Source organism: Wenzhouxiangella indolica (genome assembly GCF_042310355.1).
GTDB lineage: Bacteria > Pseudomonadota > Gammaproteobacteria > Xanthomonadales > Wenzhouxiangellaceae > Wenzhouxiangella.
In genome coordinates this window covers 154,439-171,061 of record NZ_JBHJMR010000004.1, presented here as the reverse complement: position 1 = coordinate 171,061, position 16,623 = coordinate 154,439, and the positions used below count along the sequence as shown (strand labels likewise).

Sequence of the window (16,623 nt, the reverse complement as noted above, 5' to 3'; positions counted from 1 at the left end):
CCGGTTACTTGCCCGGCCGGCCGCCAGGGACGCTAAAATGTGCGGCTTTCCCGCCGACTTTACAAGCAGGCAGCAGATTTTCATGACCCAGCCCACCCAGGATCGTCGCCAGCTCGCCAACGCCGTGCGAGCCCTTTCCATGGACGCCGTCGAGCGCGCCAACTCAGGCCACCCCGGCATGCCCATGGGCATGGCCGACATCGTCGAAGTCCTCTTCCGCGACCACCACAAGCACAACCCGGCCAATCCGGACTGGTTCGACCGCGACCGCTTCGTCGTCTCCAACGGCCACGGCTCGATGCTGCTCTACAGCGTGCTGCACCTGACCGGCTACGACCTGCCGATGGAAGAGCTCAAGAACTTCCGCCAGCTGCACTCGATGACGCCGGGCCACCCCGAGCGCAAGGACGCCCCGGGCGTGGAGACCACCACCGGCCCGCTGGGGCAGGGCCTGGCCAACGGGGTCGGCATGGCCCTGGCCGAGAAAATGCTGGCCGCGCGCTTCAACACCGACGAGCACACCACCGTCGACCACCACACCTGGGTGTTCGCCGGCGACGGCTGCCTGATGGAAGGCATCTCGCACGAGGCCTGCTCCCTGGCCGGCACGCTCGAGCTGGGCAAGCTGGTCGTGTTCTACGACGACAACAACATTTCCATCGACGGCAATACCGACGGCTGGTTCAACGACGACACCCCGGCACGCTTCAAGGCCTACGGCTGGCACGTGGTCGAGGACGTCGACGGCCACAGCGCCGAGGCCGTCTCGGCGGCGATCGACCGCGCCACCGCGGTGCACGACAAGCCCACGCTGATCTGCTGCAAGACCACAATCGGCTTCGGCGCCCCCAACAAGGCCGGCACCGCCGGCGTGCACGGTGCGGCCCTGGGCGAGGATGAAATCGCCGCCGCACGCGAGCAGCTGGGCTGGAACCATCCGCCCTTCGAGATCCCCGACGACATCCGGAGCGCCTGGGACGCCCGCGAAAACGGCGCCGCTGCCGAGAAGGATTGGAACGAGCGCTTCGAAGCCTACAAGGCCGCCCACCCGGAGAAGGCCGCCGAGTTCGAGCGGCGCATGAAAGGCGAGCTGCCCGAAGACTTCGACGGCCTGGTCGACAGGATCCTGGCGAAGATGCAGGGCGACGACAAGAAGGTGGCGACCCGCAAGGCTTCCGGCGCCACGCTGGAGGAATTTGGCCCGCACCTGCCCGAGCTGCTCGGCGGCTCGGCCGACCTGACCGGCTCGAACAACACCAACTGGTCGGGCAGCGTCGACGTCACCGAAGACCCGGCCAATGGCAACTACATCTACTACGGCGTGCGCGAGTTCGGCATGACCGCCATCGTCAACGGCATCTACCTGCACGGCGGCTTCATTCCCTACTCGGGCACTTTCCTGGTGTTCTCCGACTACGCGCGCAACGCCGTGCGCATGTCCGCGCTGATCCCCACCGGCGCCATCCACGTCTACACGCACGATTCCATCGGCCTGGGCGAGGACGGCCCCACGCACCAGCCGGTCGAGCACACCACCAGCCTGCGCATGATTCCCAACCTGGACGTCTGGCGCCCGGCCGACAAGGTCGAAACCGCCGCCGCCTGGGCCGAGGCCCTCAAGCGCCGCAAGGATCCCACCGCCCTGATCCTCACCCGCCAGGGCCTGCCGCACCTGGAAAAGGACGAGCAGCAGATCAAGGCGATCGCCAAGGGCGGCTACATCCTCAAGGAAGCCGAAGGCGGCGAACCTGATGCCATCCTCATCGCCACCGGCTCGGAAGTCGGCCTGGCCATGGAAGCCGCCGAGCAACTGGCGGGCGACGGCAAGCAAGTCCGCGTCGTCTCCATGCCCAACCCCGGCCGCTTCCTCGAGCAGGACGAGAGCTACCAGAAGTCAGTCCTGCCGAGCGACGTCACCGCCCGCGTGGCCATCGAAGCCGGTGTGACCTACTATTGGTGGCCCTTCGTCGGCCAGCACGGCAAGGTCATCGGCATGGATACCTTCGGGGCGTCCGCGCCGGCGGAGGACCTGTTCGAAGAGTTCGGGTTTACGACTGAGCGCGTGGTGGCTGCTGTTCGCGAAGTGCTGTAACCGTCGCGGACGGAATGATCAAGTACCAAGCACCAATTTACAAACAAGGACTGAATACCCAATGACCAAACGACATCCGGGCGTCGCCGACGGTAGGCGAGTTTCCGTCATTCGGTCATTGCAAATTGAAAATTGTTTGGTACTTGGTGCTTGAAAATTGATCATTAGGCAGGTTCCGGTGGTTCGCGCGGCCCGCTCGCAGTACAATCTTCACATCCCTGAAAGCCAACGAATTTGGAGACTCAGATGCCTATAAAGGTTGCCATCAACGGCTACGGCCGCATCGGCCGCAACGTGCTGCGCGCGCTCTACGAAGCCGATCGCACCAGCGAAATCCAGATCGTCGCCATCAACGACCTGGCCGACGCCGAAACCAACGCCCTGCTGACCCAGCGCGACACCGCCCACGGCAAGTTCCCGGGCGAGGTCTCGGTCGAAGGCGACCACATGATCGTCAACGGCGACAAGATCCGTGTCCTGGCCGAGCGCGATCCGGCCAAGCTGCCCTGGGGCGAGATGGGCGTGGACGTGGTGCTCGAGTGCACCGGGCTGTTCGCGAGCAAGGAAAAGGCTTCGGCCCACCTGACGGGTGGTGCGCGCAAGGTGCTGATCTCCGCCCCGGCCGGCAAGGACCTGCCGACCATCGTCTACGGGGTCAACCACGACATCTTGAAGGCCGGCGACGACATCGCCTCGAATGCCAGCTGCACCACCAACTGCCTGGCCCCGCTGGTCAAGCCCATCCACGACGCCATCGGCATCGAACAGGGTCTGATGACCACGATTCACGCCTACACCAACGACCAGGTCCTGACCGACGTCTACCACAAGGACCCGCGTCGCGCCCGCGCCGCCGCGCACAACCAGATCCCGACCAAGACCGGTGCAGCCGCCGCCGTCGGCCTGGTCATGCCCGAACTCGACGGCAAGCTCGACGGCTACTCCATCCGCGTGCCGACCATCAACGTCTCGGTCGTCGACCTGAGCTTCATCGCCAGCCGCGACACCTCGGTCGACGAGATCAACGACGTGGTCAAGAAATCCAGCGACGGCGCGCTCAACGGCATCCTCGCCTACAACACCGAGCCCCTGGTGAGCAGCGACTTCAACCACAACCCGCACTCATCCATCTTCGACGCCACGCTGACGAAAACCAGCGGCCGCCTGGTCAAGGTCTTCAGCTGGTACGACAACGAGTGGGGCTTCTCCAACCGCATGCTCGACACCGCCCTGGTCCTGTCCAAGGTCTGAGCCCGACACCCGGGGCCAAGCCCCGACCCCCAAAAAGGCCCGGCACCCCGCCGGGCCTTTTCGTCTACCCACCCCTGCCCGCCCCGCAGTCACACGTAGGATGCGTGAAGGCGAAGCCGTAACGCATCAGCCGAGCCCACCGGTAGCCGATGCGTTGCGCTGCCGCTCCACGCATCCTACGAAACCGGCCACGCCAAGGAGAGCCGCAGCACCAGCACTCGTAGGATGCGTGAAGGCAAAGCCGTAACGCATCAGCTCCCACCTGGCGCGACTGCCCCGCTGCGGCCACACCTCCACACACCCCACGAAGCCCCCAACCAAACCCCAAAAACCCCGGCACCCGGCCAGACCTTTTCCTCTGCCCGCCCCGCAAGCACACGTAGGATGCGTGAAGGCGAAGCCGTAACGCATCAGCTCCCGTCTGACACGACTGACGTGCTGCAGCCACACCTCCACACACCCCACGAAGCCCCCAACCAAAACACCAAAAAACCAAACAACCAAAAAACCAGCCAATCAGAGCTTCCGCCCCAGCTTCTTCTCCGCCAGCCGCCGCTCCAGATCCTGGAACGGCAGCCGAATGATCTCGAAGGCCACCAGCCCCTGAATAACAAGCCAGAGTCCGATACCACCGAAGACCAGGTTCAGGACGGGTTCGTTGAAGCCGAAGAACGTGAAGAACATGATGGCGAGACTCAAAAAGCACGCCACCCCGCTATAAAAGTCCTTGATCCCCTGGGCATATTCGAGCGCTTCAGCTTCCTCCGGCTCGAGGTGCTCGTCCTTGGTGTCGGTGCATTGATCGTCGTTCCGAGTCATGTCGTCGTCCTCCAAAGTGAAAGTTGTACAGTCCACCTCGAATACCGCCGCCAATGCCTTGGCCGTCTCCAGACTCGGTTTGTGCCCGCGCTCGAGCCGCTGAATAGTGCGAACCGTCACGCCGGCAAATTCGGCCAGCTGATCCTGCGACCAGCCGTTCCGGAGTCTGAGTTTTCGGACAATCATCAAGCAGTTCCTTTGGTTCCGAGGTGGCTGCATCATCACTTCGGGCCGCGAAATTGCACACGACACCAACCCGAAATGTACCCGAAACTGCCCCGACCCGCCCAATCGAGCCCCGCCACCCCTTGAGCCCAACCCCACCCCTCTCTAAACTGAACAACCAGCCAACAAGCAAACCAGCCAACCAGGAAACCAAGAGATGAAAACCCTCGACCAGGTCGATCTCCAAGGCAAACGCGTCCTCATCCGCGCCGACCTCAACGTCCCCATCCGGGGCGGCCAGGTCACCTCCGCGGCCCGCATCGAAGCCGCCCTGCCCACGATCAAGCAGGCCGTCGACGCCGGCGCGGCGGTGATGGTCATGTCCCACCTCGGCCGCCCGGAAGAGGGCAAGTTCGACGAGGAATTCACCCTGGCCCCGGTGGCCGAGAAGCTCACCGAAATGCTCGGCCAGCCCGTCGAACTCAAGCGCGACTGGATCGACGGCGTGGAAGTCGACAAGGGCCAGGTCGTCCTGCTCGAAAACGTCCGGTTCCTGAAAGGCGAAAAAGCCAACGACGACGCGCTGGCGAAAAAGATGGCCGCCCTGGCCGACGTCCTGGTCTTCGACGCCTTCGCCACCGCCCACCGCGCCCAGGCCTCCACCGAAGGCGTGATCCGGCACTCACAAGTAGCCTGCGCCGGCCCCCTGCTGGCGCGCGAAGTCGACTCCCTGGAAAAAGCCCTGGCCAAGCCCGGGCGGCCCATGGTCGCGATTGTCGGCGGCGCCAAGGTCTCGTCCAAGCTCACCGTGCTCGAAGCCCTGATCGACAAGGTCGACCAGCTCATCGTCGGCGGCGGCATCGCCAACACCTTCCTGGTCGCTGCCGGCTACGACGTCGGCGGCTCGCTCTACGAAAAGGACCTGGTAGACACAGCCAAAGACCTGATCAAGCGCGCCGAAGAAAAGGGCGCCGCAATCCCACTACCCACTGACGTCCTCACCGCCGAGCGCTTCCACGAAGACGCCCACGCCACGCTGAGATCCGTCGGCCGCGTCCACAAGGAAGAAATGATCCTCGACATCGGCCCCGAAACCGCCGGCAACCTCGCCGCCATCGTTCGCCAGGCCGGTACCGTGGTTTGGAACGGCCCGGTAGGCGTATTCGAGTTCGAGGCCTTCCATTCCGGCACGCAGGCCATCGCGCATGCCGTGGCCGCCTGCAAGGGCTTCACGCTCGCCGGCGGCGGGGACACCATCGCGGCGATCGAGAAGTTTCATGTAGCGGATCGGATTGATTACATTTCGACGGCCGGTGGGGCGTTTTTGGAGTATGTGGAGGGAAAAGATCTGCCAGCGATTGAGGCGTTGGTTTCCTGACACGTTGATTTAAGACACCGCAAACAAAGATTGCGAACTATTTTCCAAGCTCTCTGGTTTGACCCAGTGATGCCTCTGAGCTAGTTTTGTTAAAAGGTGGGCAGTAGGATAACTCTAGAATCACCGTGCAACGGCGACGTAGCAGATGTTGTTGGTGATTCTACTCTTGTTGCCCAAAAGCCCCTGAGATATTTCCGGGAGAACTCAGAGGATGGGGCTGCGCGTTAAGAGTGGAGGGCTCTCATGAAGCTTAAACAACAGATTCAAGGCCTCAAAGATGAGGTGCGTCAGTTTCACCCGATGCTCCACAGGCTGTTCGGTGCAATGCCGAATGTCCGGAGAGTAATTTATACGCATGGCATTGACGAGATGGGCGCTGACTTTGTTCTAGAGCGATTTGACTCTGATCTGGCGTCAGAAGAATCGATTGGCGTAGTTGTTAAGTGTGGGTCGATAAGTCAGGGGCACGCTGACGTCGATCGACAGATAGAAGAGTGCAGAGTAAGAAGGCTCATCGATGGAGAAGAAAGATACTTAAACTCAGTATGGGTCGTATGCAATGGAAATATTTCAAGAAATGCGCAGGAGAAAATTCGAGACAAGCACAATGCTTCTAACGTCAAATTTATATCGATCGACCCTCTGTGCTCATTGGTTGAGAAACACTTAAACGGCGCAATCGATGACGTGCCGATTAGGCTGCAGAATTATGCTGATCAACTCAGGCATACAATTGACGTCGCGGAGAAGGCGAGCGAATTAGTTCCGGGTCTATCTTCAATCTATGTTGAGCCCGAGATTTTCCTGCTCTCAGAGGACTCGGCAGGATTTTACAAAAAAGAAAAAGAGATCGGGTCGATTAACGGGCTGAAGAAGCACCTAAAGCGAAATCGGCTCTGCCTATTCGAGGCAAAGATGGGTGGTGGCAAGTCAAAAGCCATGAGAAAACTTGCTGTATCTCTTCTTGATGATGACGAGTTTTCGTCTGGTTCGTTGATCCCGATACTGATCTCAGCCCAGGGCTTTGTGGATATTGTAGCTACTGCAGAAGACTGGTTAGCTGAAGTAGTGCCTAAGGAGTTGCGGCACGAGGGCTGTGAGGTTTACGTCTTGGTTGATGGGCTTGATGAGGTCGGAGGTGACGAGGATCAGATATCCGAACTTTTGGAGATCGCGTTCCAGACTGTGCACCAAAATGAAGGCTTGCGCCTGTTGGTTTCATCTAGGCCTGTAGATAGGTATACGGGGGCCCTGCATTCTACATTCAGTAAAATGGATCGCCTAGAAATAGAAGCTCTACGCGGGAAGCGTGCAATCAGTTTCTTGACAGAGATAGCGGACGCCACAAGTATCAGTGAAAGAGTCATTCAAGATCTGAGCTCAAACAATCTGATACGGGCTTTTGACTCAACGCCGATTGCCTACATCCTACTTGGCAGTCTTATGAATCAGCAGTCAAAAGAGTTGCCCGCGACCGTTCCAGATCTATTTGAGCGGTACTTTGGCTTGGTCTTGGAGAGGTGGGAGATTGAGAAAGGCCTTCTGCACCAGAAAGAATCTCAGGTCATGTTTCAAGGTCTCGAGGAGGTTTCTGGGCGAATGTTTGAGTCAGGATCCTTTCAGCTAGCTGAATCAGAAGTGGTAGATATTTTCCGCCAGTATATTTCAGAACGCGACATCTCCGGTGTTTCACCAGAGGAGGTTGTCGACAAGCTTTGTAAAAGGTGCATGGTCCTCTACCGAGGGGCGGCAGGCACCCTCTCCTTCCGTCACCGTACATTTGCGGAATATTTTCAAGCACGGCTTTGGCTGAGACGGGGTGAGAGAGAGTTAGATTATTCTGCCTTCTTTTATTCCAACGTAACTAGTGCGTATTTTTTTGTGGGTTCCTTAAAAGATTGCCCAAAGGTTCTTGGGGATTTGGCTTGCATGGAACTGCCGGGAGAAGTGCTTCGGTTTAACCGGATGGTCCATTTTGGAAACATGCTTCAGGCCGCGTACACGACACCGTCCCATTGCCGAAGAGAGTCATTAAAGCAAGTAATTCAAGACTCAGCCAAGCTGTACTTTGAGATTTGCGATGGGGGTGTAGATACGCCACTCGCCAAGCTTAGCCGAATTCATTTGCTAGGGTTTTTCCGGAATGTAATCGTAGGCTGCTATAGCTACTCAGATTTTGCAAAACATGCAGAATGGATAGCCAGCCAATTGCTAGACGGCGAGAAGAATAGAGAAAATGCGCTGGCCATCTTTTTCCTCGTGCTTATAAAGGCAGAGCATGACAATGATCTAGATTTCGCTAAGCTTATCGATGAGTATGGTGCTGATATCCCAATAGAAATTAAGCTAGGTATTCGTCACGAGGAAGATCTGCGCTATTCTGGGTTAACGAAGGCAGCAAAAAAAATGTCAAAAAATTTGAAGGCCGGTCTAAGAAATAATCCAGGCGCAAAGAAGTTTATTGACGATCTATATAAGCTACCCATAGAGAAAGCCACTAGTGAGAAAAAAAGCAAGGCTGGGAGCAGCTAGTAGGATAATCCCATGGAAATTGGTATTGCTCAGCGGAAAACCAGGGCACTCACGATTTGCCCGGCGAACTGAACGGAAGGGAGGCGCCTGGGCTATTAAGACTGCTGGGATTTAAGCCGGAGCGGCAGTGACCGGGTGAATTGAGTTATCAGTTGGCCGTCTACGGCTGACTTTGTGCACGGGTGGACGCCCGGCTCGTCCGGATCAATCGTAGACCCAGAGGGAGCGCAACCAGGGGACAGGCTGATGTCGTAGCTTCTACAAGGCGAACTCCCCGGAAGCAAAAAAACGAGACACCCACGATTCTCTGGGTGTATCGAGCGTCAACAAAAAAACGGGACACCCATGATTCTCCGGGTGCCGGGTGTATCGAGCGTCACGGGACCTGATTGGTCTCCGGGGACTCTGGGATTGAGCCGGAAGTGGCAGCGAGTGGCCCTTCCGTTTGGCAGGCTGGCCAACTGCGGCCGAGTTCGTGCACGGGCAGGCGCCCGTCTCATTCCGGTCGATCGGAAGCGCAGATTAGGCGGGTGCTACCAAGGGGCTGGCTGTTCTCGTAGTTTCTTGAGGGCAAACTCTCGGGAGACGCCTTTAATCCAACGCTGGCCAAGATCGGCAGCCTCAAGCATAAGCGCTTCGGCCGAGCCGATTGCCCGGTAGTAGCGGCTCGCCGTCCCTTGTACCCGTCGCATCCACTCGAGCGGATGGTTGGCGACGCTCTGAAGACTCTCGGGCGGAGATTCATCGGCAGTGGAAAGCTTGCTGCGTTTGTCCGGGTGCGCCCGTTGTCCTGTCCAGCGCACGAGCTCGATGTAGCAGGATTCTGTGAGGTCGGCCACGGTGTCGAAATCAGGATCCGCGACCGGTTCAAAGGATAAGAGCCTTCATGCGTGGAAGAAGCCAGGATCCCCGTCGCTGCCCAGTTGGCTGCGGGTATAAGCCATCCATCTATGATAGCGGGATCGACAAAGAGCGAAATCGGGCCAGTTGCGCGATGATCTGTAGGAAATATCCTACAAGTCGTGAGTGTTCCGAGTCGTACCACCCTTTCACGCGCATCGCCATTTATTTTCCGCTAACATGAACTCCGCAGAGGGTTCATGCGCGTTATCTAATGGGTCGCTCGTGGCTCTATCTTCCATCGGCTGGGGGCTTCTTTTGGTGTTCAATTTCCGGTTTCTTTCGCTTCTCCCACTGTTGCTGGCGGCTGTTTTGCCGACGGATCATCCGTCGGCAGCGAGCCCTGAATCGGACCTATCTATTGTGGTTGTGGACGATGGGCAGAACGGCGGTGCCGCCCAGGTAGCGGCTCACTGGACCGGCTCGCTTCCGGTGCGGTTGGTCCCAACCAGATTAGCCAGTTCAGGCACGCCAGTTCCAGCCAGTCAGGCCATTGTCCTTGACGATCCCATGAGTCTGGTGGAGCTAAGGCGCGGGCAGCTCGATGAATCCTTTTCCGTGGTCGGGAGAGAAGGCAACATTCTTGCAACAACATCGATAGCGGGGAGTTCGTTTGGGTGGCAGTCCGAATTTTTTGGACCCGGCGTCAATGGAGCGATCCATACGGCGCTGGTCCACGACGGTGAATTGATTGTCGCCGGCGACTTCGATGCTGCCGGTGCGATCAACGCGGTATCCATCGCTCGCTGGGATGGCGCGCAGTGGCAATCGTACGGTGACGTTCTAACGCAGCCGACGAACCCGGGCATCTCGATCAATGATCTAGCCATCTACCAGGATGATCTCTACATCGGCGGGGAATTCCAGCAGATCGGCGATAGCGAGTTCAATGGCGTCGCCCGCTGGGATGGATCCGCTTGGCAACCGCTGACAGGAAGCTCAGGCACAGGCGTCTGGCGGGAGGCGGGTTATCCCTCTGACGTTCGTGCTTTCGCCGTTCATGAAGGAGACTTGATTGTGGGCGGCCTTTTTGACCGAGCCGGTGGCTTGGAAGTCAGCAACCTGGCCCGTTGGAACGGCGATACCTGGCAGCCGGTTAGCGGAGCCGCCGGCGGAGGTCTCACTTCGTCCGAAGACGGGCCGAATGGACCTGTCTATGCGCTGCACAACTTTGAAGGTGAGCTGATCGTTGGCGGCGCCTTCGATGCAGCCGGGGGTGTTCTCGCCTGCAAGGTCGCGCGTTTGCATGATGGTCTCTGGCGACCACTGCGAGAGGAGACCGGCGGGCCCTGCCTGAATCATGTGAGCTCCATGACGCGGCTTGGTCCGGATTTGATTCTGGGCGGAGAGCGCTGGCTAAAATCATGGGATGGCCAGTCCTTGGCGGATTTCCCGAGTGACCCCGGGGCCGACTACTATCCCGAGCACCTGCAAGATCTTATTCAATGGAATGGCGAGCTTTATGCAAGCGGTGAGTTTCGCAAGACGTTGGATCCGCTCGACCGACTGAAGGGTCTGTTGCGTTGGACGGGCGAAGCCTGGCAGCACGTTAAGACTGCAGACGGGACTGTGTTGGATTCGGTAAACCGTACAAAGGCCTTGGCGAACTACGAAGGGCAGCTTGTGCTGGGCGGGTATTTGTCCTCCCTGGCGGGCTTGGGTGTAAATGGCGTGGCACTATTCGACGGTCAAGTCCCTCAGAACCTCGAGGCCGGTACGGGCACGGGAATTCTCTCGGGCGGTGTTACGACCAGCACGATCTGGAAGGGCAATCTAGTGGTAGGCGGCTCTTTTGTCTGGGCTGGTTCGGAGACTGTGAATCATGTGGCACTGTGGGATGGTGCGAATTGGCAGGGGCTTGGGGAGAACGGATCGTATGGTGTTTCGCGACAGGATGCAGAGGCAAAAGTGCACGACTTGCAGGTCCTGGGCGATGACCTGATTGTTGCCGGAGAATTTGAACAGGCTGGTGGCGTGTGGTCTCGGAACATCGCTCGTTATGGCAGTGAAGGATGGTCCCCAATGACCGCGTTTGACCTATTCACGGGACCGACTTACGCGTTGGGCCTTTGGGATGGTGATTTGGTGGCCGTAAGCTCGAGGCCCAATGCCTCGGGATACCCGATTGAATTCCATGTGGTCAGAATGATCGGCTCCGATTGGCATCGATTGCATGCCAGCGGTTCGGCAGGATTCAGCGAAAGGATTCGAGATCTCACGGCCTATCAGGGAGACCTCTATGCGGGCGGGGATTTCACCTGGGTAGATGGGCAGCCGGTGGAATATGTTGCGAGGTTCGAACAGGGGGAGTGGCGGAATCCCTCGCCAGCTTCTGGTGACGGCCCGGATAGCAGTGTTTGGACCATGCTCCGCTTCGAGGATGATCTCATCGTGGCCGGTAGCTTTTCCGAAGTGGGAGAGGTCGATGCAGAAGCGATTGTGCGATGGGATGGCCAATCATGGAATCCGATCCAAAGCCCGTCGAATTTTCTGGGCAATGTTGACGTAATTAGAGCGATATCGGTGATCGATGGGCGCATTCATGCTACCGGAAGGTTCGAACGTAGCTCCGATCTGCACTACGTCGCTCGTTTCGACGAAGATGGCTGGTGGCCACTGGGCCCTGGTGGCTCTGGCCCGGGATTCATGCCGACCACTCTAGTCAAATGGATGGGCTCGCCCCTGGTGGCCGGATACTTCGAGAGGGTAGGCGGTTTCCCGGCATGGGGGCTTGCCCGGTTTGTTCGCGAGCCGTCGTCGACGGAGATCGTCGAGCTGGTTCCCGGCGGCGGACAGGACTATCCCTATCTGCACGGCGCTGTGGTTACGGCGAGCGTCACAGGCGTGGAAGGGCCGCCGGAGTCCGGATTTATTAAAGTGGTCAGTGACGCCGGGGAATACTGCGAGACCTCGTTGGAGCAAGATGCAGATGCTGCCACCGAGTACAGATGCGCGATTGAGTATGAAGGCAGCGGGCCGAGGGAGCTCACAGCCATTTTCTCGCGCTCACCGACTCATAAGAACAGCGAATCGGCGCCTGTCAGCACACTGGCGCGCTATGAAACTACAACCGAAATAACGGAAATCTCGCCGGATCGGGTGCAGGCTACGGGACAGCCAATCGAGGTGAATGTGGCTTTCTCGGGCGGCGTGAATCCGACCGGTACGGTGGAGATCAGCGTCGGTTCCGATTCTTCTTGCTCGGTTCCTTTGCAGGATGGCCAATGCTCACTTTCACATGATGGATCAGGCTGGATCGACGTTACGGCCTCCTATGTTGGCGATGACGCCAACCGAGGTAGTTGGGACTCGAGGGAGTACTACATCAACCCTGGCTCATTGACGCTTTTGCCTAGTCGACTTGATTTCGGTTCCGTCGGGCTTGGACAGCAATCCGATCCGCGAACCATGCGGGTCTCCAACTCGACCGACGAGCCTGTCGAGATCTGGGGCATTTCCGGTGCCGAGGCGCCCTTTCACGAGTCGGACGGCGGTACCTGCGTTCCAACACCGGTCACGCTCTCGCCAGGAGAGGCTTGCGCACTGGTATATCGCTTCAGCCCGCTTTCCAACCAAGAGTACATTCAGTCGGTCGGAATTTACCTGTCTCCCGACAATGTGCCACACCTGTTCTACCAGTACGGTTTCGGACAGGATGTGATCTTCGGTGATTCATTCTGGGCGGCTGAGAATTAGCAACCCGGCGGATGAAATCAGCATGAGTTTTCAGTCGACGCCAAGGCTGGATAACAGCACCGGGAAACACACGATTTTCCCGGCGCCTTGAGTCCACTGTCCCCGACTCCAGGCTGTAAATCTCTGTCATTGAGTTTGAATTGGCAGAGATCGAGCCATTCTAACCATCGAGCGGCTTTCTGCGGCCAAGTTCGCCCACGGGCGGGCGCCCGACTCATTCCGGTCGATCGGAAGCGCAGATTCGGCGGGTGCTGCCAAGGGACTGGCTGTTCTCGTAGTTGCTTGAGCGCAAAATATCCGGAGACGCCTTTCATCCAGCGCTGGCCGAGATCGGCGGCCTTAAGAATAAGCGCTTCAGCCGAGCCGGTTGCCCGGTAGTAGGGGCTCTCCGTCCCTTGTGCCCGTCTCATCCACTCGCGAGGATGGTTGGCGACGCTCCGGAGAGCCTCGGGTAACGAGCGGGACTTCGCATTACACGGGTCCGTGTGCCGCCCGAATTCGCCTGTGTGGTTGCAAGGCGCAAACTAGCTTTGATCCGGTATCATGAGAGATACGCGGATTTAGGGCTCTACTGAGTTGGAATGGCAATCAAGAACTGGATAATTACCGTGTCCTTTGGCGCCCTCTGGGCATTCTTGTGCCAAGGCGCGCACTCAAGCTCTCAGGAACTGGCGCAGAGTGTCAGGGACACCATTGCAACCACCTCGCCTGAGGAGTGGCCAGAGACTTGCGTCGAATTGCGTGCGCAATTGCATGATTTGGTCCCGATGCCACAAGCCCTTGCCCTAGAGCGAGAGGAAACAGAAAGTCAGGGAATGCGCGTGATTTCCTGGAATGGCATCCGAATTCCTGTGCCGTATTCGAACATCCAAACGGTCGTCTTGATTCCGGGCGGTCTTGCTGGATTGATGGCTTCGGCAGAGGGCGTCGTTTTGTCGAGCATGGATTTGGGCGACCATTTCGATCACTTTGACGGTGTGGAAGGGTTTGATGGGTACGTTGAGAAGCGACATGCTCTCATTGGTTGGCTTCACGAAGGCCTCGCTCTCCAACAACGTGATGTCTTATGCAAGCAAGACTCCATGCCTTCTGATTTGGTTTCCCTCGTCCACTCGCTGGTGGCCCGTCTCTTGGTCTCAGTGTCAGAAGAGACGGTACTTATGCGTCTTAGCGAGCCTGAAGCGGTTCTACTGGTTGGCTCGCGTCAAGCTGATGGTAGTGGTGCGCGGATCCGCTATTTCTTTCAGGATCAGGAATCAAAAAAGCCCACATTGCACACGCTACTGTATAGCTATGAAGAGCCTGCAGCGGTTATTCAATCAATGCAGGGGCTGGCTAGCGCTATCAGTAATAGCGGACTTACTGACAACACACGACTATCAGATCTCATTCGAGCTATTCTTGAGCTCAAGTATTCGCGGGCAGAGTCCATTGCCGAATCTATTGGGTTGCCTGTCCAGATCGGTCTTGAGTGACCGGAAGCCTAAGAGAGATCAGGATGCCAACGAACCCAGCGAGAGAAATTGAGAAATCGGGACACCCACGATTCTCCGGGTGTATCGAGCGTCAAGGGACCCGGTTGGGCACCGGAAACTGCTGGAGTTGAAGAGGAAGTGACAACGATCGGGCCTTCCGGGTGGCAGGTTGGCCACCTGCGTCCGAGTTCGTGCACGGTCAGGCGCCCGGCCCAGCCGATCGCCACTTGCAAGCGACTGGTTTCCCTCTACAACTCCTGCACGTTCTCCGGGACTCCCAACCTTGCTCCGGTTTCGTATGCCGCGTAGCGGGCATCCAATTGGACCACTGTCGCCGTAAGCTGCCCGGACTGTTGTCTCGTTGAAGGCCTTTCGTCCACACTACACGCGAAGGTAAAACTCGTCGTATATTGTCACCAAGCGATGACTTCGCGCACGACACGCAGGGCTTCCCGATGCCAACCGAGCCAAGCTCTCCTCGCTCGAGAACGATTCCAGGTTCGGCGCTGGCTCCTTTCCTTGGTCTCGCGTTTCTGATCACCTGGGGTGTTATCGGCGCCTATATTCTGGCGCCGGATCTGGCCGCCGGCATGTTCGGCCCGATCAGTGGGTCGCATCCCCTGTTCTTCCTCGCTACCTGGTCGCCGGCCATCGCGGCTTTCTGGGTGGTCTACCGACATGGCGGTCTGTCGGGCATCCGCGCGTTTTGCTCCCGGCTGTTGATGTGGCGCGGGTCCTGGCGCTGGGCGGTCTTCATCCTGCTGGTGCTGCCGCTCGTCTTCGTCGCCGGCTCGCTCATCAAGGGCGGGCCGGTGCTGGCGCCCTTGCCGCCCGAGGGTGTGGGGCCGGTCCTGGTCATCCTGTTCATGATGCTGTTCCTTGGCCCAATCGAGGAATTCGGCTGGCGCGGTGTCATGCAACCCGTGCTTCAACGGCACGTCGCTCCGATCTGGGCGGGTCTCATCATCGGCGCGACCTGGGGGATCTGGCATTTCCCGGCCTTTTTCCTCGCCGGGGTCGTCTTCGCCGACTGGGGCTTCCTGCCCTTCTTTATCGGGAATGTCGCGTTGGCGGTGCTGGTCACGCCGATCTTCAACAGCACGCGCGGCAGTCTGCTCTGGCCGATGCTGTTTCACTGGCAGTTGATCAGTCCGTTCTGGCCGGATGCGCAGCCGTGGGATACATGGATTCTCGTGGCCGTGGCGGTTGTCGTCGTCTGGTGGCAGCGAGACACGATGTTCAGCCGCAAGGGCGCGGTGACCTCCGTGATCCCGGCCAAACGCGCCGGCGAGCCGCGACCCACGAGCTAGTGCAGCTGGCGGAGGATTCGCATGTCACGGTGTGCTTTTCGGAAAGCGGATGGCTGTCACCTCTGCGAGAAAGAAGGGAAAGTAGTCGTCGGTGCCGTACAGGTTGCCGGCCTCGACGCGGAAGGGAAGCCTGTAGCCATCCACCTCGCGGAAATCCGACATGACCGCACCGAACGGCTGCAGCCGGTGGACCTTGTCCGGGTTGGCGTCGCTCCATCGCTGGAAGACAACCTCGACCGGGCGGCCGTCTTGGTCGACCGTGACATCGACCGCCTGCTCGAGGTCGCCGTGTGTGACCGTCACGCGGGCGGTGTCCTCGTCCACGGCCGCCCATGTAATACCCGGCCCGGGCAGCAGGGCCGCGGGCGACCAGATCATGGCCTCGCCCACGTAGCGCCCGAAGGCCGAACGGGTATGGTCCGGATCGCCGCCGAGCCGCGCCACGGGGATCACCCCAAGAATCCGAAAGCGCGTCCAACGCCCGGAATCGGACCCGGAGATCGGCATGCCGTCGCGTGTGCGCATCGTCCAGACGAAACCCTCGGGTGCGGCCAGGATCTGGTTCGCCGCCATTGGCTGGTAGCGGGAGTCCTGCTTGCTGCCGAGGCTGAACTGCCCGCGCATGTCGATTTCGACCACCGGCAGTATCGGCGTGCCCGGCCGAATCACATAGCCAAAATACCGGCGTGCCGGCTCGGGCAGGTCGGCGACCATCTCCGGGGCAAAGCGCTCTGGCGTGGCAGGCTGCAGCGCCGAGAGCCTTTGCCATTCAGCGCTATCCGAGCGCCGATCCATCATCAGCAGGACCACCAGCGCCAAGGCGCCGACGAGAAGACAAACCAGGATTGCAGCAACGATCTTCATCTTGGGCGCACCATCCCGAAGACACGCTCGCTATGGTAGCGCTGATCGCCCGGTAGTAGCGGCACTCGGAATCTCGAATGCGCCGCATCAGTGACAAATTCGGACAGCGCGACCTGTCCGGTGAAACTGGCGATCGAAAAC

At 59.0% G+C, this 16,623-nt stretch carries 10 protein-coding genes; 7 read left to right on the top strand and 3 right to left on the bottom strand.

Features of this window, described 5'->3' with window-relative positions; translation table 11 throughout:
* Nucleotides 1–82: 82 nt before the first annotated feature.
* Both tkt and gap read left to right on the top strand, forming a co-directional pair.
* On the top strand, nt 83–2,092 hold the full coding sequence (gene tkt / locus ACDC67_RS07270; RefSeq protein WP_376691872.1) for a transketolase: 2,010 nt from the start codon (nt 83–85) through the stop codon (nt 2,090–2,092).
* Between the two features lie 246 nt (nt 2,093–2,338).
* Nucleotides 2,339–3,343, top strand: coding sequence for a type I glyceraldehyde-3-phosphate dehydrogenase (gene gap / locus ACDC67_RS07265; RefSeq protein WP_376691870.1), 1,005 nt, complete (start codon nt 2,339–2,341; stop codon nt 3,341–3,343).
* 516 nt (nt 3,344–3,859) lie between these two features.
* Here gap and ACDC67_RS07260 read toward each other — a convergent pair.
* On the bottom strand, nt 3,860–4,348 hold the full coding sequence (locus ACDC67_RS07260) for a helix-turn-helix transcriptional regulator (protein WP_376691868.1): 489 nt from the start codon (nt 4,346–4,348) through the stop codon (nt 3,860–3,862).
* Between the two features lie 196 nt (nt 4,349–4,544).
* Between ACDC67_RS07260 and ACDC67_RS07255 the strand changes: the two genes are divergently transcribed.
* Both ACDC67_RS07255 and ACDC67_RS07250 read left to right on the top strand, forming a co-directional pair.
* Nucleotides 4,545–5,705, top strand: a complete 1,161-nt coding sequence (locus ACDC67_RS07255) for a phosphoglycerate kinase (protein ID WP_376691866.1) — start codon at nt 4,545–4,547, stop codon at nt 5,703–5,705.
* Nucleotides 5,706–5,948: 243 nt separating this feature from the next.
* Complete coding sequence (locus ACDC67_RS07250; protein ID WP_376691864.1) at nt 5,949–8,237, top strand: NACHT domain-containing protein; 2,289 nt, start codon at nt 5,949–5,951, stop codon at nt 8,235–8,237.
* Between the two features lie 533 nt (nt 8,238–8,770).
* On the opposite strand, the gene ACDC67_RS07245 is transcribed toward ACDC67_RS07250, so the two are convergent.
* Nucleotides 8,771–9,076, bottom strand: a complete 306-nt coding sequence (locus ACDC67_RS07245) for a hypothetical protein (RefSeq protein WP_376691862.1) — start codon at nt 9,074–9,076, stop codon at nt 8,771–8,773.
* Between the two features lie 286 nt (nt 9,077–9,362).
* Here ACDC67_RS07245 and ACDC67_RS07240 point away from each other — a divergent pair, with 286 nt between their 5' ends.
* The 3 genes from ACDC67_RS07240 (at nt 9,363) to ACDC67_RS07230 (ending at nt 15,618) form a co-directional block, all read left to right on the top strand.
* Entirely contained in the window at nt 9,363–12,833 is a 3,471-nt protein-coding gene (locus ACDC67_RS07240; protein ID WP_376691861.1) for a hypothetical protein, read from the top strand.
* A gap of 581 nt (nt 12,834–13,414) precedes the next feature.
* Nucleotides 13,415–14,308: a hypothetical protein gene (locus ACDC67_RS07235; RefSeq protein WP_376691860.1), complete on the top strand. Its 894-nt coding sequence runs from the start codon at nt 13,415–13,417 to the stop codon at nt 14,306–14,308.
* 455 nt (nt 14,309–14,763) lie between these two features.
* The gene (locus tag ACDC67_RS07230; protein WP_376691859.1) at nt 14,764–15,618 is read left to right on the top strand and encodes a CPBP family intramembrane glutamic endopeptidase; all 855 of its coding nucleotides are present in this window, start codon (nt 14,764–14,766) and stop codon (nt 15,616–15,618) included.
* Between the two features lie 24 nt (nt 15,619–15,642).
* On the opposite strand, the gene ACDC67_RS07225 is transcribed toward ACDC67_RS07230, so the two are convergent.
* A complete protein-coding gene (locus ACDC67_RS07225) occupies nt 15,643–16,482 on the bottom strand; it encodes a DUF6544 family protein (RefSeq protein WP_376691857.1) in 840 nt (279 codons plus the stop codon).
* Between the last annotated feature and the right edge of the window lie 141 nt (nt 16,483–16,623).